The 18,492-nt window shown below is 60.6% G+C and carries 18 protein-coding genes and 1 pseudogene; 16 read left to right on the top strand and 3 right to left on the bottom strand.

Translation table 11 applies throughout. From position 1 onward, the window contains the following. Positions 1 to 98 precede the first annotated feature (98 nt). The 5 genes from B0G69_RS20790 to B0G69_RS20770 all read left to right on the top strand — a co-directional run bounded on the left by B0G69_RS20790 (position 99) and on the right by B0G69_RS20770 (position 5,753). Positions 99 to 2,123: an FUSC family protein gene (locus tag B0G69_RS20790; RefSeq protein ID WP_147440746.1), complete on the top strand. Its 2,025-nt coding sequence runs from the start codon at positions 99 to 101 to the stop codon at positions 2,121 to 2,123. A 973-nt stretch (positions 2,124 to 3,096) separates the two neighbouring features. Then, positions 3,097 to 3,774 (top strand): VOC family protein, encoded by a 678-nt coding sequence (locus B0G69_RS20780; RefSeq protein ID WP_121320585.1) that lies wholly within the window; start codon positions 3,097 to 3,099, stop codon positions 3,772 to 3,774. Positions 3,775 to 3,810: 36 nt separating this feature from the next. Then, positions 3,811 to 4,035: a hypothetical protein gene (locus tag B0G69_RS20775; protein ID WP_121320583.1), complete on the top strand. Its 225-nt coding sequence runs from the start codon at positions 3,811 to 3,813 to the stop codon at positions 4,033 to 4,035. A gap of 130 nt (positions 4,036 to 4,165) precedes the next feature. Beyond that, entirely contained in the window at positions 4,166 to 4,327 is a 162-nt protein-coding gene (locus tag B0G69_RS41060; RefSeq protein ID WP_158608961.1) for a hypothetical protein, read from the top strand. 67 nt (positions 4,328 to 4,394) lie between these two features. After that, positions 4,395 to 5,753 (top strand): epoxide hydrolase family protein, encoded by a 1,359-nt coding sequence (locus B0G69_RS20770; protein WP_121320581.1) that lies wholly within the window; start codon positions 4,395 to 4,397, stop codon positions 5,751 to 5,753. A gap of 237 nt (positions 5,754 to 5,990) precedes the next feature. Here the strand turns inward: B0G69_RS20770 and B0G69_RS20765 are convergent, their stop codons facing one another. Beyond that, positions 5,991 to 6,893, bottom strand: a complete 903-nt coding sequence (locus tag B0G69_RS20765) for a LysR family transcriptional regulator (protein ID WP_121320579.1) — start codon at positions 6,891 to 6,893, stop codon at positions 5,991 to 5,993. A 116-nt stretch (positions 6,894 to 7,009) separates the two neighbouring features. On the opposite strand from B0G69_RS20765, the gene B0G69_RS20760 reads away from it, so the two are divergent. From B0G69_RS20760 to B0G69_RS20745, 4 genes are all read left to right on the top strand, one after another. Beyond that, the gene (locus tag B0G69_RS20760; RefSeq protein WP_121320577.1) at positions 7,010 to 7,840 is read left to right on the top strand and encodes an SDR family oxidoreductase; all 831 of its coding nucleotides are present in this window, start codon (positions 7,010 to 7,012) and stop codon (positions 7,838 to 7,840) included. A gap of 348 nt (positions 7,841 to 8,188) precedes the next feature. Then, on the top strand, positions 8,189 to 8,944 hold the full coding sequence (locus B0G69_RS20755; RefSeq protein ID WP_121320575.1) for a class I SAM-dependent methyltransferase: 756 nt from the start codon (positions 8,189 to 8,191) through the stop codon (positions 8,942 to 8,944). A gap of 316 nt (positions 8,945 to 9,260) precedes the next feature. Further along, positions 9,261 to 9,743: a cupin domain-containing protein gene (locus tag B0G69_RS20750; RefSeq protein WP_121320573.1), complete on the top strand. Its 483-nt coding sequence runs from the start codon at positions 9,261 to 9,263 to the stop codon at positions 9,741 to 9,743. A gap of 315 nt (positions 9,744 to 10,058) precedes the next feature. Continuing rightward, the gene (locus tag B0G69_RS20745; RefSeq protein ID WP_199731307.1) at positions 10,059 to 10,364 is read left to right on the top strand and encodes a hypothetical protein; all 306 of its coding nucleotides are present in this window, start codon (positions 10,059 to 10,061) and stop codon (positions 10,362 to 10,364) included. A 212-nt stretch (positions 10,365 to 10,576) separates the two neighbouring features. Here the strand turns inward: B0G69_RS20745 and B0G69_RS20740 are convergent, their stop codons facing one another. Beyond that, positions 10,577 to 11,545 (bottom strand): alpha/beta hydrolase, encoded by a 969-nt coding sequence (locus tag B0G69_RS20740; RefSeq protein WP_121320571.1) that lies wholly within the window; start codon positions 11,543 to 11,545, stop codon positions 10,577 to 10,579. Between the two features lie 62 nt (positions 11,546 to 11,607). Then, complete coding sequence (locus tag B0G69_RS20735) at positions 11,608 to 12,612, bottom strand: alpha/beta hydrolase (protein ID WP_121320569.1); 1,005 nt, start codon at positions 12,610 to 12,612, stop codon at positions 11,608 to 11,610. Positions 12,613 to 12,853: 241 nt separating this feature from the next. Here B0G69_RS20735 and B0G69_RS20730 point away from each other — a divergent pair, with 241 nt between their 5' ends. The 7 genes and pseudogenes from B0G69_RS20730 to B0G69_RS20705 all read left to right on the top strand — a co-directional run bounded on the left by B0G69_RS20730 (position 12,854) and on the right by B0G69_RS20705 (position 18,327). Next, positions 12,854 to 13,735, top strand: a complete 882-nt coding sequence (locus B0G69_RS20730; RefSeq protein ID WP_121320567.1) for an NmrA family NAD(P)-binding protein — start codon at positions 12,854 to 12,856, stop codon at positions 13,733 to 13,735. 63 nt (positions 13,736 to 13,798) lie between these two features. After that, positions 13,799 to 14,512, top strand: a complete 714-nt coding sequence (locus B0G69_RS20725; protein WP_121320565.1) for a GNAT family N-acetyltransferase — start codon at positions 13,799 to 13,801, stop codon at positions 14,510 to 14,512. Between the two features lie 74 nt (positions 14,513 to 14,586). Further along, positions 14,587 to 15,141, top strand: a complete 555-nt coding sequence (locus B0G69_RS20720) for a TetR/AcrR family transcriptional regulator (protein WP_121320563.1) — start codon at positions 14,587 to 14,589, stop codon at positions 15,139 to 15,141. Positions 15,142 to 15,578: 437 nt separating this feature from the next. Beyond that, entirely contained in the window at positions 15,579 to 16,142 is a 564-nt protein-coding gene (locus tag B0G69_RS20715; protein WP_121320561.1) for a YSC84-related protein, read from the top strand. Positions 16,143 to 16,792: 650 nt separating this feature from the next. Continuing rightward, the gene (locus B0G69_RS42790; protein WP_277873555.1) at positions 16,793 to 16,915 is read left to right on the top strand and encodes a hypothetical protein; all 123 of its coding nucleotides are present in this window, start codon (positions 16,793 to 16,795) and stop codon (positions 16,913 to 16,915) included. A gap of 160 nt (positions 16,916 to 17,075) precedes the next feature. Further along, a pseudogene (locus tag B0G69_RS20710) lies at positions 17,076 to 17,811 on the top strand (IS6 family transposase). A 195-nt stretch (positions 17,812 to 18,006) separates the two neighbouring features. Continuing rightward, a complete protein-coding gene (locus tag B0G69_RS20705; RefSeq protein WP_121320559.1) occupies positions 18,007 to 18,327 on the top strand; it encodes a DUF4148 domain-containing protein in 321 nt (106 codons plus the stop codon). Positions 18,328 to 18,492 lie beyond the last annotated feature (165 nt).

The raw sequence follows: 18,492 nt of genomic DNA, 5'->3' as shown, positions 1-18,492 counted from the left end.
ACGTTCGCAGCCCGGCGTCGACGGCTATCTCAGCGCGCTGGCAGCGTGAATCCGGGAAGCGCCATTTCCTGGGCCTTGTCCTCCAGCAATCAACGTTCGTGAGCAGCGAAGATGCTATGGCGATAATAGGTAAGCTCGTCTCCTTGGTAAGCCGTCGCACCCTGCGGGCGGAAGGTCATGTCTTCGCAATAACGCCCGAGCGCATTGGAATTGCGGAAGGGGCGCACGCTGCGCTTGCGATGGCGCCAATGCTCTGTGCCGCGGCGATTCTCGGTCGTTCGGATATCGCTTTCGGAGCCGTGGCGGCGTTCTGGAACTGTCTTTGCGATCCGCAAGGGTCCAGGTCACAGCGCCTGAAGGCGATGGCCATCTTCACGGCCATGGGCGTTGTCGTCATGCCGCTGGCGTCCTATGCCGCGCATTGGGGCTATGCCGTCAGCATTGTCACCCTGTTTGTCCTGGTCTTCCTTTGTGGACTGACGCGGTCCTACAAGCCCTCGCTCGGGCCCATGCCGGCGCAGGCGGGGTTGATTGCCTCGCTCGCGGTCGTGATCGGCGTTGCGTCGCCCGAGCCGCTTGCCGCTGCACTCGCTCACGGCGGCTATTTTCTGCTCGGGTCAGTCTGGACCATGCTGTTTTGCATCTTCCTCTGGCCCATCCCGTTCCCACAGTCCGCGGGCTTCACGCTCACGACGATCTTCGGCAGGCTCGGAGACATGGCCTGTTTTTTGGAGTCGCTGGATTCGCGGCCTGGAATGGATGTGCAGGGCTGGATCGAGTTCGATACCGTCTATCGCCGCGGGGTGCGCATGGCGATCGAGCGCGGCAGGACATTGGCGGCGCATGATGTTCGCACCGGCGTCGATCTCGGCCCGGGCATCGATGCCGCGGGCAGGGTGTTTTCCACGCTGATCGCAATCGGTCATGTCCGACGCAATGCGACGATTGCCATCGACGATGGATCGCGGCGATTGCTCCATGGCCTGCGACAGTTGCTGCAAAGCGTGGTCGCGCAGGCCCAGCGAGAACTACCCATTCCCGATCAGCTGATGGCTCAGGCACACGCGTTGTTGCGGCAGACGGCTGACCGGACGGACCAAACGGCAAGCGCCGTTGCCTTTGCGGCAAGGGCCATCGCTCGCCTCGCGGACCGTCGGTACGCGCTCGCAATGGACTCCGAGACACCCGCACCTGCCGCCGCGGGCGCGGTCAAGATTGAAAGGCTGGTCTGGGTCCATGCGCTGAGGGTGGCTGTCGCATCGGTGCTCGCTTTCATGATCGGCACATCGCTGAGTGTCACGTTTGCATACTGGGGCGCGATCGCTGCAATCGTCGTGACCCAACCGGTTTCCGCAAATACATGGTTGCGCGTGCTGGAGCGTGCATGCGGCAGCCTCATCGGCGGAACGATCGCCGCGGTTCTTCTGACGAGTCTGTCCGGTCCGGTTGCGGTGACATTGGCAATCTTGCCGCTTGCCGCGGTGACCGTCGCATTGAGGTTGGTGAACTACGGTCTGTTCGTTGTCTTCCTGACGCCGATGTTCATGCTGATGTCGGATTTCATCCATCCGGCGGACGGACTGATTGTCGCGCGTCTTATCAATGAATTCGTCGGTGCCTGCGTAGGCGTGGCGGCGAGCTTTCTTCTCTGGCCGCCGAAGGAGAGTAACGCGCTGAATGCCGCGATCTCAGCCGCGATTTCGGCCAACATGGCATTCGCGTCCGCCTCCCTTAGGATGGCTGGAGGATCGACCGCCACCCTCGATCGCCTCCAACGCGAAGCCGGTCTGGCCAGCTCACGGCTTGAAGTTGCGAGAGAACGTATGCTTCTGGAGGGCCAGCGGCGATCTGCGCGGCTCGAACAACTGCAGAACTTGACCGTCGCGACGCGGGTGGTTTGCGGCGCCGCAGCGGTGATCGAAGTCCTTCGGAGCGGGGAACCGGACGCATATGACCGGGAAAGGGCCCATCGCTACGATGAGATGACCGCCAAACTGCTGGAAGCCCTGACGTCGAGAGAAGCAATGCAACTGATTCAGTCTTTTGAAACGCCGGCAGATGACCTCGAACAGGCGATCCAGCATCTCATGACCGCATTTAATCGTTACGTGGGAACCGTATAAGAACGCTAGCGTGCCTCTGTTTGACCGCGACCTTGCGTCGGAGAATGCCCGCGTTTCCATGACCGCATTCTTTCAAGCGAAGTGACGAAAAGTCCGCGCTCGTTAGCATGATCGCAATAGCACATGCTCCCATTCCCACATGACAATTGACAACTGCGTACTGTTGTCAACGATCTATAAAGCAGCATCGACCGACCGCTGTTGGCCGACTCTTGCCGAACGGCCAGCGGGCAGAACGCGACCCAATGCTGCCGTTCGGAGCTCCGGCAGGGCAACGACAGCTTCCAATTTGCAACAGCCATTTGTCCGCTCGGCGCGGGCGGCAAGTCATCGCCCATTCCCGCACCCATTAGCCGGCCCACGGCAGTCGCGAAGCCACGAGCACGAAGTTCTTGCTGCTGATTGAAAATGCGTTGGGCGCGATGCCGGCCTCACGACCTGACACCCCGTTTCCTCGCGATAGCCCAGTTCCATCGCGAAGCGGCTGGTGGATTCAATGCACGTATTCGCCAGCAGGCCAATAACAATCACTTGGGTAAGACCTTGCCCATCCCGAAGATGCGGGAAAGCCGGAACAGGCTGTTGGGCCTGACCGCGCGGCACCGCATCCCCGCGCCGAAGGAAAGCAAATTACTCCCGCAATTGGATTTCGTATTTGGACCGACCTACGATATGCCTAATGTCTACGACGGCGGGCGTTGCCAGAGCAGGGGTGCCTTCTGCGTACGTCGACGCTGGTGTCCGCCCGATGCCAGGCCAATCGTCGACGGTGTCCAGATTCCCGAGCCGGAGAGTCGTGGCAACCGTGCGCGTGCCGAACCCGGGTCCGACGTGCTCCCCGTGCGGGACCAGATCCGAGCGATGCTTCGCGGCAGCCGATCCTGCCCGGCAAATCGCATCTGGCTCTCTTCGCTACGTGTTGCTGTCGGCAAACCTGAGGGCCGCGTTGCGGCCTAAGCAATGGGAGGTTCACATGAGCAGCGCTGCAGTCGGGACCCCGAACGTGCGGGGCGTGGACATGAAGCTCGAGGTCATCGTCATCCCTGTTTCCGACGTCGATCGTGCCAAGAGCTTTTACGGCGGCTTGGGGTGGAGGCTTGACGCCGACTTTGCCTCCGACGATGGCTATTTCCGCGTAATCCAGTTCACGCCTTCCGGTTCCGGGTGCTCGGTCATCTTCGGCAAGAACGTCACAGCGGCCACACCCGGATCCGCGCAGGGGCTGTACCTGATCGTTTCCGACGTCGAGGCGGCTCGCAATGAACTGCTGGGACGGGGAATTGAAATCAGCGAAGTGTTCCACGACGCCGCGGGCGCGTACGCCGGCCCGGACGAGCCCTACCTGTTTGGGCGGATACGGCTCGACGGTCCCGACCTCGAGCATCGCAGCTACCGCTCGTTCGCCTCGTTCAGCGATCCGGACGGCAATGGCTGGCTGTTCCAGGAACTCACTCACCGGGCGCCTGGGCGCGTGGACACAGACGCCACGACCTTCACCTCGTCAGCGGATCTCGCGGCGGCGCTCCGACGGGCCGAGGCGGCGCACGGCGAGCACGAGAAGCGGTCCGGCGGCCAACGCGATGAGAATTGGCCGGACTGGTATGCGAAGTACATGACTAGTGAGCAGGCAGGCAAGGACTTGCCTTTGTGAGCTTTCCTGACCTCTGCGCGGAACGGGATCCACTCTATGCTTGGCCACCTTGATACGAAGATGCTGCAGATACGCCAATGGCGCCATCCCAGTGGCCCATTTGAAGCGACGGTTGAGCGTGCGTTCGCGGACGGCGAGCGTGGCCGCGAGCTTATCGAGCAGGAACCCGTCCTGAAGCGTCGCTTCCATACGCTGCTGAGCGCCCGGGACAAGCGGACCGGCATGTCCGTTTTCCTTAAGATGCGTCGCGTACGAGGGTGAGAAGTCCGGTTCATATCGATCAGCAGCGATTTCGCGATTCTCGCTGCGAGCCACGACGTTGAGATACGACGTGACCGAGCCGCCTTGGGAAAATGCCGTCTCCCGAAGTCAGGACCTCCGGGCTCGACGCGTGCCCGAACATCTCATCCGGCATCTCTCGGCGATGGGCGCGCTGCACGCTCAAGGCCGTTACGACCGTCTCACCGACGACCTGTTCAAACTCACCGGGAAAGCGCCGACGAGCATGCACGAATTCGTCGAACGAAATGCCGTCGAATTCGCTCGCGCATAACAACATGCGCTGAATCAGCGTTGCCCCGATGCAGGCGCGGACGAGATCCTTTTCATCTGGAGTTCTCATGTTAAATAATAAAGTCCTTCCCCAGTCCCCTTCCCGCCGCCGCTTCGTGGGGGGCGCGGCGGCCAGTGTCGCAGCGGCTTCGCTGAGCCAGCTCGCTTTTGCCGAAACGAACACATCGATTGTTTCAGTCACGAAGGCGGCAAACGGTGACAAGGACGCGATTCGACCGCTGCGTGTGCACGTGCCCGAGGCGCAGATCACCGATTTGCGCCGACGCATCCGGGCGACGCGCTGGCCGGAACGCGAGACCGTTGCCGACGACTCGCAAGGCGTGCCGCTCGCGCTGACGCAGGAACTCGCGCGTCACTGGACCACGGATTACGACTGGCGCAAGTGCGAGGCGAAACTGAACGGCTATCCGAATTTCATCACCGAGATCGACGGGCTCGACATTCACTTCATTCACGTTCGCTCGAAACATGAGAGCGCGATGTCGCTCATCGTGACGCACGGGTGGCCCGGTTCGGTCATCGAGCAATTCAAGATCATCGATCCGCTGACGAATCCGACCGTGCACGGCGCGAGCGCGTCGGATGCCTTTCATTTGGTCATCCCTTCCTTGCCGGGCTACGGGTTTTCAGGCAAGCCAACGGCGACCGGCTGGGGCCCGGAACGCACCGCGCGCGCCTGGGTGACGCTCATGAAACGGCTCGGCTACGACAAGTTCGCGGCGCAAGGCGGCGATCTGGGCGGTGTGGTCGCGAACGTGATGGGCAAGCAGGCGCCCCCCGGATTGCTGGGCATTCACGTGAACTTCCCGGCGAGCGTTCCCACGGATATCGCCAAAGCGCTGCAGGCCGGCGATCCGCCGCCCGCGGGACTCAACGATGAAGAGAAGCATGCGTACGACCAGCTCGCGAGCGCTGCTAAAAAGCGCCGCGCATACGCGCTCGAAATGGGCACGCGCCCGCAAACGCTCTATGGCATCGCCGATTCCCCGATCGGTCTTGCCGGCTGGCTGCTCGATCACGGCGACGGCTACGTGCAACCGGCCGCGGCGCTGACGTCGGCCGTGTTCGGGCGCGACGTCAACGGCGAGTCGTCCGGCGCGATGACGCGCGATGACGTGATCGACGACATCACGCTCTACTGGCTGACGAACACCGGCGTCTCGGCCGCGCGCTTTTATTGGGAATCACACTTCAACTTCGTCGGCGCGGCGGACGTGTCCGTGCCCGCCGCGGTGAGCGTATTCCCGCGCGAGAACTATCAGGCGCCGCGAAGCTGGACGGAGCGCGCCTATCATAATCTCATCTGGTACAACCGGCTCGACAAGGGCGGGCACTTCGCGGCGTGGGAACAGCCCGACCTTTTTGCCAAGGAAGTGCGTACCGGGTTGAGGTCATTGCGCACATAATCGTGGTCCGCGTCGCCATCGTGTAACAAGCCGGTTATTGCCAGACGGGCCCGCCGAGCCGGGGGGCTGCGAACAGTCGGCTGAGATGCTAGGACGAGATTTTTGTGTGCTACAGGTTTGCTACAGCAACGTGCAGGTCAAACCGGGAGGGCTTCGGAAGAACAGGCTCCCGTTCAAAAACTTGACGGACCACCTCAGGGCGTGAAACGGTCGGTCAGGAACCTCAGCAACGGTCATTCACGTGTGCCGATGCGTTACCTCCCTGAGCACGTCTACGAACGCCCGCAGTCCAGTAGGCACGTGGCGATGCCCGGGATAGTACAGGCAGAGCCCCGGGATAAACGGGCACCAATCTTCCAGCACGGTCACCAGCCGGTCGTCATCCAGGCAGTCGCGAGCGGCGGACTCCGGTACATACGCAAGACCCAACCCATCGGACGCGGCCTCGACCATCAGCCCGGTGTGATCCAGCGTGAGGACACCGGGAACGTCGATCGCGACTTCCTGCCCGTGCTTGCGGAACTCCCAGCGGTAGCGCTTGCCGCTCGGCAGTCGCTGGCGAATGCAGGTGTGATCGCGAAGATCGTCGGGCGTGACGGGTGGCGTTCGTCCCGCGAGATACAAAGGCGCCGCAACGACCACGAAGCGAAGGTCATCGCTGATACGCACCGCCACCATGTCACGCGGGATCGACTCGCCAAGCCGGACGCCGGCATCGAACCCCTGCTCGACGATGTCGACGAGCCGCCCTTCCGCGACCAGATCGAGCGCCATGCCGGGAAACCGCTCCAGAAAGCGCGGCACCACCGTTCTCAACAACAGCCGCGCCGCACTCTCATTGGCGTTGATCCTGAGCGTGCCACTCGGATTGCCGCGCGCATCGGCGACGGCGTCCAGTGCTTCGTCGAGATCGCGAAGCACGGGTGCGAGCCGCGCGAGCAATGTTTCGCCAGCTTCAGTCGGCGCCACGCTGCGCGTCGTGCGATTGAGCAGGCGCACGCCCAGGTCACGCTCCAGAGCAAGCATGGCGTGACTGAGGGAGGAGCGCGAAACGCCGAGTGCATCGGCGGCACGGCGAAAACTCCGATGTGCCGCGACGGCGGAAAACGCAGTGAGGTCGGCAAGTGTCGGTTTGGTCATTGGTGAAGAATTTTCACGGGGTCATACGCACTATAGCGACTTCCCGAACCAATGACTGGTACCTAGACTGTTCATCAGGCAATGCCATTCCATCCAGTCCATGGGAGATATCCAGCATGATTAAGACCTGGCTTATCACCGGTACGTCGTCAGGCCTCGGCCGGCTGCTTGCCGAGCAACTTCTGCAACGCGGCGATCGGGTCGTCGCGACGCTGCGGCGCGAGGGAGCGCTCGACAATCTGAAAAAACAGTACGGCGACCGCTTGCGTGTGCTGACGCTGGACGTCACGGACACGCCGACACTGCGCACGAGTATCGCTGGCGCTTTCGACGCGATGGGCCGTATCGACGTGGTCGTGAACAATGCGGGCTACGGATTGTTCGGCGCGGCCGAGGAAGTGACCGACGAACAGATCGACCGGCAGATCGCCACCAATCTCACCGGTTCGATTCAGGTGATCCGCGCCGCGCTGCCTTTCCTGCGCCGCCAGGGGGGCGGCCGGATCGTCCAGGTCTCGTCCGAAGGCGGACAGATTGCCTACCCGAACTTCAGCCTCTATCACGCAACCAAATGGGGTATCGAAGGATTCGTCGAGTCTGTGGCGCAGGAGGTGGCGCCGTTCGGCATCGACTTCGTGGTCGTAGAACCGGGGCCGACGAACACGCAGTTCGGCGCCGGTCTCGATCACGCGGTGCCGATGCCCGAGTATGACGACACGCCAGCGGGCGAAGTCAGGCGAGCGATTGCGTCCAACAGCTTTGCGATTCGGGGCGATGCCGGCAGAACAATTGCCGCAATGATCGTCGTGGCAGACTCGGCACATCCGCCGTTACGCCTGACGCTCGGCGGCAGTGCATACGAGTCGATCAGCGCTGCATTGGCTGAGCGCCTAAGGATGCTCGAGGCCCAGAAGGACATCGCATTTTCAGCCGACTCGACAAGCTAAGCGGAGCGCGCAAGGGGCGCGTTGCCGTAATAGCTGCATCCGGGATGACGAATGATTGTTGGCAAATAACGGCATGCTGTCGATCGTCCGTTCCTGGCCGGTTGCCGAAGCTCGCAGTTCGCACGCCCTGCATACGGCGTCCTCTACCCGAACTTCCGGACCGGACCCCGAACCGGTCCTTCGGATTTACCGAAAGCAGCCATTCAAGAATGTTAGACCGGGGCATTTAGACCATGTAAGATCATCGAAAACGGTCATGTAGCTGAAATTTAGGAGGTTCGTGTACGAAAGCCCATTTCGAAGTGATGTTCAAAAAATCTACTCTCAGTACATCATCGCAATGGAATCATGTCCAACTCGAACCGCGACCCATTTCGCTTTTCTACGATTGCACACAGTAATCATCGCTACCTCAGCCCACTCTCGGATGGAAAAGCCCAAGGCCTACTCCGAAGCCTGACAAGTAATCTCTCAGCCGAGGACATCGTACTTGATGCCGGCTGCGGGAAGGCTGCATTGCTGCGTGACACGCTTAACATGTCACCTGTATGTGGTGTGGGTGTCGATATCAACCGTGACTTCCTCGATGAGGCGCGTTCGCTCTTCAGCGATGAAGCGCGTCTCACTTTATTCGATTGCCCTTTACTCGAACACAGCCGACCAAGCCAAGGTTACTCAGCTATCATTTGCGTTGGGTCTACGCATGCATTCGGCTCGTTCGAAGAATGCCTGCGCATCAGCATGGATTGGCTTAAACCCGGTGGCCGCATCCTGATCGCCGATGGTTACTGGAAGCAATCTCCATCCCAAGCCTATCTGGATGTTCTTGGCGGAACAGCAGATGAGTTCGTGTCTCATGCTCAAAATGCCGCGCGTGCCCACACACTGGGTTATGCCGTGTTACGGACGGCAACCAGCAGCGACGATGAATGGGACGAGTACGAAGGCGAATATTGCAATGCGATGATGCAACACCTCGCGACGCATCCAGATGATCCTGACTCGGAGAAATTTTCACTCCGTATGCAACGATGGCATCAGGCCTACTTGGAGTGGGGGCGAGCCACTCTCGGCTTTGGCTACTATCTACTCGCTCGTTCATAACAAGCGGTGAGATAGTCATCCGGCTCGGCTGCTTTCTGGCGGGCGAGTTGGATGCCCGATTGTGGTCGGCTACCGGAGTCCAAATCGCGGTTTGTCCAACGACCGCGTGACGCCGAAAAAACCCGGAAATCGTTCAAAGGCCCTGTCGCGCCTTTTACCACCTGCGGAGCGCCATATAAAGGTTTGAGCAACAACCTACGCCATCGCTCGGCGGGTCATCGGCCGAAGTGGCCATGGCCGAGATTGGCCGCGAGTCACGGCTAACGTCCGCTCCTAAACCGCTATTATCGACGTTCGCCCTAAAGGAGAACAACCGATGAGCCGACCAGATTTCATCAAACACTGGACTGAACTCGAAGAACCGGATGCGCATTCCTATCGCGCCGATACCGAGCCAATGGCGCTAGACGCGCCGCTTTCCGCCGCACTCGGCATTACGCGTATTGGCATTCATCATGTGAGGCTTCTGCCCGGGCGGCGGACGTCATATCCGCACGCCGAGAGTACCGAGCAGGAGTTTGTGTACGTGCTCGAGGGCAAGCCCGACGTCTGGATCGACGGCGTGCTGCATCCCATTGCTGAAGGCGATTCCGTCGCGTTTCCGGCAGGCACCGGAATCTGCCACACCTTCATCAACAATACGAAGGACGAAGTCAGGCTGATGGTGATCGGCGAACGTCCGCGCGACGACAACCGTATTCGTTACCCGCTCAACGAAGCGCACGAACTTACCCGCGCGGACCGCTGGGTGGACTGGCCCGCTAGACCACTCGGCGACCATAACGGGATGCCGGACTGAGGCTTACGCGGATGACCGCAATGGCCGATGAAGCACGATTCGTCCTCGCGAATTGAGTGGCCGCTTGCTGGGTGGATCCGACATCTGAACGTCCGCGCAATGGTGCGGGCGAATGACGCTTCATGGGCCGGGTCCTGCCTGTTGGGGATCCGAAGGACACGACCCGTTCGAGTCAGTCCCGATTCGCAAAATCGCACCTGTGCCGCAAGGCAATCATCTCGGCTGAGTGGTGACATCGTGTCGGCAGAACCTCGCGTTTGTAAGGTCGCTGTGCAACACTTTGATGTCAACCTATCGTCACCGCAGGTGAATGCGATGGATCAGCAACGTACTGTCATTACTGCCCCCATTCTTGGCGCCGACTCTGCGGTGTGGTTTTCCGCCTACGGGTTCGGCTGGGGATACCATGCCTTCGCGCTGCCATTTGAAGTTGTTTGCGAAGAGCTTGGCGCTCGCGATGAGACTGCACAACAGGTGCGACTCGCATTCGAGTTGAACAAACGCCGAATTCTGAGGACTGTGCAACCATATGGAGCAACATCTGCAACAGGCGAGCGCATAACGCTCTCGGTCGCAGATCTTCAGCGGGTGACGCCCGAGCTCGACTACTTCGGAGCGTAAAGGCCGACACACCGCTCTTGGCCGACTTTTTCTTGGCAGCGACCGGCAGGACGCGACCCAACGCGGACAACCGGTGGCCCTGTTGGTCGATGTCCGTTCTTTGAGTACAAGGGTCATTGAAGACTCCCGTCAGGCTCCGTTACGCCGCCAATTTCTTCGCTTGATTAAACGGCGCCTGGAGCAGAGACTACACCGGACAGTGTCCGAAACGATCATGCAAGATCAACGGTACGCACGAACTTCAGCAGTTGATCGCTGACATCGGCGGCGGCCTCATGCTGAACCCAATGCCCCACGTCGTCGAGTTCGAGTCCTCCCACAAGGCCCGGTAAGCCGGCGCGAAGGTCGTCGAGGCTAAGCGGATATAGCTCTTTCAGACCGTCCGCCTTGCCCCAGATAAAGAACGACGGCTGAACGATCTTCGCGCCCTTCCACGGAGCGGACAAGGCGAAATACGGCTCCGCCGCGCGGTAGTAATTCAACCCTCCGTGGAAACCGGTACGCTGAAATTCCGCGATGTTATGCGCGACATAGTCCGTTGGCGCCCACGAAGGCAACGGTCCAGGGGCAGCACGATGAAGGCTTCGAGCCGGATCCATTGGACTCCACTGCTGGCCAACTGGCGCGGTACCTGACGCCCAATACAGAACGCCGGGAACGGTCACCGCTGCGTTGGCCCAGATTTTGTCGGCGTCGGCCCGAATCTGCTCGAACATATAGAACTTGTCTTGAAGCCCCGCCTTTCGCATCCTGTCGAAAACACTAACATCTCCGCGCGGCACGAAAGGGACGCTGAGGCAGAACACCGCCGCGAACCTGTCCGGGCGCATCAGCGCCGCGTTCCATGCATGGGTCGCCCCCCAGTCATGTCCGACGAGGACGGCGCGGGGAACCGCTAACGCATCGAGCAGGCCAATCAGATCGCCTGCCGTGTGCAACGGTGTGTAGAGGCTTGCGTCGGCCGGAGCCGAGCTTCGCCCATATCCACGCATATCCGGGGCAATCGCACGAAAACCCGCCGACGCAATGGCCTTCATCTGCCGCCGCCACGTATACGCGGTGTCCGGGAAACCGTGGCAGAACAGCACGGCCGGTCCCTCCCCTTGCTCCGTCACGTGCAAGGTAATGCCGTTGGTCGCAATGTCGTATTGTTTGATGCCATTGCTGTCCGAGGCGATCATGTCATTCCACTCCTTTAGTCGATGTGCAGGACTCTATGCGGGTCAATATTCGTTCGTGATGGCTACGACAGCGCCTTCGCCTCGAGCCAGGCGCGGATGGCCTGGACCAGTTCAGCCTTGTGTTCGAGCGGAAGCCAGTGGCCTGCGCCCAGCGTCGTCACAGACAGATCCGTGCAGGCGTCTCGCATGGGCTCGCCGAGAGCGCTGCGGGTGATGTCGCAGATGCTATCGAATTCACCGTTCACGAACAGGACGGGCTGGCTCAGACGGCCGCTGTCGGGCGCAGTTCGAGCGTAGGCAATGTTGGCGTCATCGTTCAGATACCAGGCGTTACCAGGACGAAACCCGGTCACACGGAACGCATCGACCAGCGCGTCGAAGTCGGCCGACGGCCAGAGCGCCTCGTCCGGCGCCACCGTCGGCGCACGACGTGCCGAGCCGAACCAGCCGCCATTGCGCGAAACCAGCGCGGAGCGACAGACGCGGTCCACCGACTTCGGGTCTCCAGACCGGTAGATCGCCGCCAGTGTCGCTGGTATGTCGGCATTGAAGTCGGCAACGGTCTGATCGAAATGCGTCAGATAGAAACGGTAGTAATCCCATTGCCCGTCCGGATACTGGTCGGCGGGATAGAGTGTCCGGTCAACTAGCGGCAGCAGACTGCGCAACCCGAAGCTCTCGGGCATATACGGAACGGAGACGAACACAACCGCGCGGCTGCGCCTCGCGTGATGCGCGGCGAGCGCCCCGGCCACCGGGCTTCCCAGGTCGTGGCCGACCCATATTGCCGGACCCCCGCCCAGATGGTCATCAAGTTCGACCATGTCGTCGACCACCTCCTTGAGCGCATAGGCATCGGGCGCGCCCGGAGTCGACGAGCCGCCGTATCCGCGCATGTCCGGCGCAATGCAGCGCCAGCCCGCCGACGCAAAAGCCTCGATCTGCGCGCGCCACATCAGACCGACCCCGGGCCAGCCGTGCAGGAAGATCATCAATGGCCCATCGGCGGGACCGGCCTCCCAATAGCGCGTGGAATGACGGGGTGAGGCGAAGGTGCGGGCGAGCATGACAGGAACATTCTCCGATGTACGGTCGTTCGGGTGGGACGCGGTTTTCGAATTCCATTTGCAGCGGGCGTTCGCGAACGCAGCCACACGCGCTTGCCGGCTACGTCGCGAACGGCATTCCGCAAAAGACTAGTACGGAACTCATCTATCGCTGTTCTGGATTACGACTATACTCCAGTTCAGATCCGGTGGCTGAAGCACTCACCACCTTGCCAATTAATGAATTGAGCGTAGCTTTCAAATGGCTTTTCGTAGATTTTTTATCGCAGGCGCGACTGGTGACACGGGCGGAGCAGCGACAGATGCCCTTCTGGCTGCAGGCGAACAGGTACGAACCCTGGTGCGACGCGAGGACGCCCGTTCAGAACGGCTGCGCTCGCGAGGCGTCGAGGTGCTGGTTGGCGATCTCTCGGAGATCGACGATGTCGCACGCGCTCTTCAAGGCATCTCATCGGCCTATTTCGTTTATCCGATCGAGGCTGGTGGGATAGCGGCCAGCGCTTCGTTTGCACAGGCCGCCCGCGAGACCGGAATCGAATCGATTGTGAACATGTCGCAGATTTCGGCTCGCCGTGAAGCGAAAAGCCATGCCGCGCGAGACCACTGGATCTCGGAACAGGTGTTCGACTGGGCCGGCACGCCGGTCACACATCTGCGCCCTACGTTCTTCGCTCAATGGTTGACCTACCCGGGTCAAGTCGCGTCCATCAAAAAGGACGGGATGCTGCGTCTGCCCTTTGGCGAAGGGCGCCATGCGCCGATTGCAGCCGAGGATCAGGGTCGCGTGATTGCCGCGATCCTTCGCGATCCGGCGCCGCACGCGGGCAAGGTCTATCCGCTCTATGGGCCGGTCGAGATGAATCACCATGAGATTGCGGCCGAGATGAGCCAGGCGTTGGGTAGGACGGTCACGTATCAACCGGTCGATCTCGACCTGTTCAAAAAGCGCCTGCATACGGATGCAAAATTCAGCGACACTTTCACGCAGCATCTGCTGTCGGTTGCCGTCGATTACCAGGAAGGCGTTTTCGCCGGCACCAATTCGTTCATTGAGGATTTGACCGGCACTCCGCCGATGACGGTCCAGGCTTTTATCAGGAAGCACGCGGCACGGTTCGCCTGACCACGATTCCACAGCAGAGAAGACGAACAAAACAGGAGCTTGTCATGCAGTCCTCCCACATCGATGCAGCCAAGTGAGATCGCGACCGAGGAATACCTCGCCAATCCCGTATGGATCGCGCTGAGCGAAGCGCCTCCAGCCTTCATCGAGCGCCGCGAAGGCGGTGCCCGGTATCGCCCGGAATTTGCGCCGTTCGGGGCCGCGCAGAATTACTCGGCGCAAAACGTCTCGCAAGTTGCAGCGATGCTCCAGCCGGGACAGCGCCTATCATTTTTCACGGCGGTCAAGCCGGACTTGCCGTCTGGCTTCGACGTCGTGCGCGAGGCTGTGGCCAATCAGATGGTTGCCGCCAACCGGTTCACCGTATCGTCCGACGCGCGGATCGTGCGACTCGGCGTCGACGACACACCTGATATGCTCCGACTCGCCGAGCTAACGGAACCCGGACCATTCAACGCCCGGACCAACGAACTAGGTCACTTCTTTGGCATCAGGGAGGGCGGCCGGCTGGTGGCGATGGCGGGCGAACGAATGACTGCCGGGAAGTACGTCGAAATTAGCGCCGTGTGCACGCACCCGGAATCGCGTGGCCGAGGGCTGGGCCGGCTGTTGATGAAGCATCTGTCGGCAACAATCCAGGAACGCGACAGAGTGCCGTTCCTTCACGTGTTCACCAATAATCTTTCCGCCGTTCGTCTGTATCGGGAGCTCGGCTTTCGCATTGCCAGGACTTTGCAACTGACGGCAATTGTGAGGTCGTCGGGCGACGCGAGCTAACCGCTGCTGAGGGAGCACCGGGCGAACGGCATTGCCGGTTGACTCACAGCACAATACATCTTTGAGACTGAAAAATGGGGCACTCACAAGCTGACAAACTGGCCACGCATCAGCGGATTGTGCAAGTCGCCGCATGTCGTTTCCGCGAGCGTGGCATTGATGGGATCAGTGTCGGCGACATCATGAAAGAAGCTGGCTTGACTGTTGGCGGCTTCTACAAGCATTTCGAGTCCCGCGATACGCTTGTGACCGAGGCTTTCATCATGGCGCTGCAGGACATCGAGCATTTTCAGGCCGCGCTCAAGACGGCGCCTGAGCGCGCAATAAGCACATATGTGTCGGAAAGCCATCGGAACAACCTCCGCAGAGGTTGCCCAATTTCAGCGTTAGTCAACGACGTACAGCGCGCGCCCGAAGCAACCCGCGAGGCATTCACTGAACGTGTCAGTGAGATCATCGCTTTGCTCGCACAGTCTTTGCCGGATACAGAAGACGCCCATGCTAAAGCGGTCATGATCTTCAGCACCTGCGTGGGTTCAATAGCGCTCGCTCGCGCCGTGAATGACCCGCGTCTGTCGAACAGGATAATCGAAGGAGCTCTGGCGGAGATGCTCAAGATGTACGAATGATGCCCATCAGCGGAAAAGGATAATTTGCTGCCTTCGACCGTAAGCCGGTTGATGGAGCAGAGCGGACGCTCGAATGTCTGCGCGGATCAGCGGCCGAATGGCCGCAGTTGGCCGAACCCGGTCCGACGCGGGACCGCCGAGGGGGCCGCCGTTGGTTGTTCCGCATCCGGCAGAAGTCGACCCGGTCCAGCCGTTTGAACTAACCAGACAACTAATCCGCCCAGCGTCTCAAACTCGACACGAAGCTGCCGTACGGGTATAAAAGGTCGCGTAGAGCAGAGAGGGACCGAGCCGGCTTCAGACACCTGTGAGGCCGCTATGAGGCCAAAGTCCAATTGTCTTGACGGCAAGCATGTACCGTTATTGATATGACTTGGGAAGACCCCGAGGCGGGGCGTTCGTTTTAGCCAGATCGATTTTCGAGTGGAGCGCGTGTCATGACCAGGTATCTGCGGCTTTTTCTTACAGTCCCGATTCTGTTGTTCACGATGGCCTGTTCGACGCAGCAGAATGCTCCCTCAGGCATGGGTGATCCAGAACTGGAGGCACAAGCGCGCACGGCGCTCCAGCAACTGTTTGACACGGCTCCCAGGGCTAGAGACCTTCATGACCGGGCGAAAGCAGTTCTTGTGTTCCCGAACATCTTCCGGGCGGGCCTCGGAGTCGGCGGGCAAGGCGGAAGAGGCGTGCTGTTCGGTCCCGACGGCAAAGTCTTGGGCTACTTCCGAGCCACAGGGGTTTCGTGGGGCCTGCAGGCTGGTGCGCAGACGCTCTCGGAGGCGTTGTTCCTGATGAGCGACGCAGCCGCGCGCCAGCCCTTCGATAGCAGCGGATGGTCCGTTGGCGTAGGCCCAAGTATCGTAGTCGTGGACGCGGGCGCAGCCAGGTCGATGAACACCACAACGCTGCAGGCAGATGTCTACGCATTTATCTTCGGCCAGCAGGGGTTGATGGCCGGGCTCGGCGTGCAAGGCCAACGGATTACGAGGCTCAACCTGTGACGTGAGCGACGGCCCCGTCGAGCCGGGGCGTCTCCCTCCAGATTTGCGACTTCGCCGCGACTGTGTTCCCCTCTCGCCCGTATAAGCTCATTGAGGCCACTCGCGACCCCTCCGTCGTCGAGGACACTTACTATAACCTCGGGCTATAGAAGCGTCCCGGACTGAACCTGCCGGCGGTAGGGCGAAGTGCGCCGAACTCATTGTCATCTGTGCGCCGAAGTTCGGCCGTTCGATCGGGCGATATGAATGTCCCTTGATGGCCGAACCCGGTCCGACGCGGGACCGCCGAGGGGGCCGCCGTTGGTTGTTCCGCATCCGGCAGAAGTCGACCCCCAACGGACCTTCGCGTCGCGCGAAAGCAGACGCTCGCGAATTGGGCCTCCCGACCCGCAGTCCGCCTTCAGTTTTCGCCAAAGCCGGCGCTCGCGAATGCCCCTCGATCCCTCAAAACCGTGCTTGCGACGATCAGGTCGACTCCCAAACATAGCGCTGAGTCGAGTTGGTTTCAGTCGCCTGTGAAGTAGCTATGTGACCAAAGTCCAATTGCTTTGTCGGGAAGCCAGCACCACTATCGACGTGACTCTCGAAGAGAATTCGAAGCGGGAGTGCGTTTCATACCTTTCCATCATTTTCTGAATGGAGCACGCGTCATGCTCAAGGCTCTTCGCCTTATTCTCGCGATCCCGCTGCTGCTGCTCGGGGTGGCTTGTTCAATGCAGCAGACTTCGTCACCTCGAACTGGCGATCCGGAACTGGAGGCAGAAGCACGGTAAGCACCTCACGACGACCGTCGTAGACGGCGGCGAGAACCGACATCAAAGTGGTGCCCATCATTTTCGATTTGATGGACATCACTGTGACAGAGTCGGAAGCCAAGCCGGGTAGCCGCAAGGGCGTTGTCACGGTAACTGGTCGGGCTGGTAGAGTGATGCGATGAAGACAACCATGCCGCTGTACCATCGCCATCGATTCCCGGGCGCCGTTATCAGTTGCGCCGTTCGCTGGTATTTTTCGGTTTCAATTGAGCCTGCGCGACATTGAAGAGTTGCTGTTCGAGCGCGGTGTAATCGTCAGCTATGAAACAGTGCGGCGCTGGTGCGACAAATTTGGCGCTGGCTTCTCGCATCGCGTCAAGGCTGCTCGTCGCAAGCCCGGCACCACGTGGCATCTGGATGAGGTGTTTGTGACGCTACGCGGTGAGCCTTATCTACTTTGGCGGGCAGTCGATCAGCATGGCGCCGAACTTGATATCCTGCTGCAGAAGCGGCGCGACAAGGCTGCGGCAAAACGATTCTTCAAACGTGTACTGGCGGCTTGTCCTGAGGTGCCGCGCAAGATTGTCACTGACCAGTTGCGCAGCTATCCGGCGGCGAAGGCCGAGATCCCTGAACTGGCAAACGTGAAGCACGTTTTCGTCAAAGCCAGCGCCCGAGTGAACAACCGGGCCGAAAATAGTCATCAACCCACGCGAGAACGCGAGCGCCGCATGCGTGGTTTCCGCGATCCTGAGCGCACGCAAGCATTCCTGTCGAATTTTGGACCGATCCGGCAGCACTTCGCACTGAAGCGACATCTACTACGTGCCTCGCTCCACCGCAAACAACTCGGCGATCGCTTTGCCGCATGGCATCGTTTCACCGAGCTTAGCCAAAATCCGTCCGGTTTTTGAGAAAAGCTCCGTTCATCGCACTACGGCGACGCGAACACTTTAATGTGACAACGCCGTAATGCAGAGGTCAGCCTCGCGTCACCCCATCAGCGGACAATATAGGTTACTTACCCTTGCGGCGGTGGCGCGGCGACACCCGAGGTTCCGTTCATCGCGTGTGAAGCTGACTATATTTAACTTGACAGGTAGTTCACCATGAAAACTCTGATCTATGCAGCGTTGGTTGCCAACGCGCTCGTCGTCCCCGTGGTCTCTTTTGCACAGGACTCCGCTGCCCCGCTGACGCGTGCCGAAGTGCGCGCCGACCTGGTGCAAATGGAACAGGCGGGGTATCGCCCGGGCCTCAAGGATTTGCACTATCCCACCGATGTTCAGGCTGCGGAGGCACGCATTCATGCGCAGGATGCCACGACGCCGAGCAGCACGGCAGTCGGCGGAGTGCCGATGAACGGCTCCTCGCAGTCGGGTGCGCCGTCGACGACCGCAGGGACTCACTCGATCTACTTTGGTCACTGATGGTGTCGATCGGCACTGAATCCGGCCCTGGGTCCGGGGCCGCATCGCGTGGCTTGCGCGACCGCTGCCAGCGGTCGTTGGACGCACCGCGCTCGTTTGTTTTGTCACGGCCCTAGCGAAGCCCGATTCGAACCCCGCGTTGCCGCGGCTCAACGCTTTGAAGGC

It is taken from the genome of Paraburkholderia sp. RAU2J, assembly GCF_003634845.1.
In the GTDB taxonomy this organism is placed as follows: domain Bacteria; phylum Pseudomonadota; class Gammaproteobacteria; order Burkholderiales; family Burkholderiaceae; genus Paraburkholderia; species Paraburkholderia fynbosensis.
Note: the sequence above shows the minus strand (reverse complement) of the source record. Positions and strands in the feature narration are given on the sequence as shown.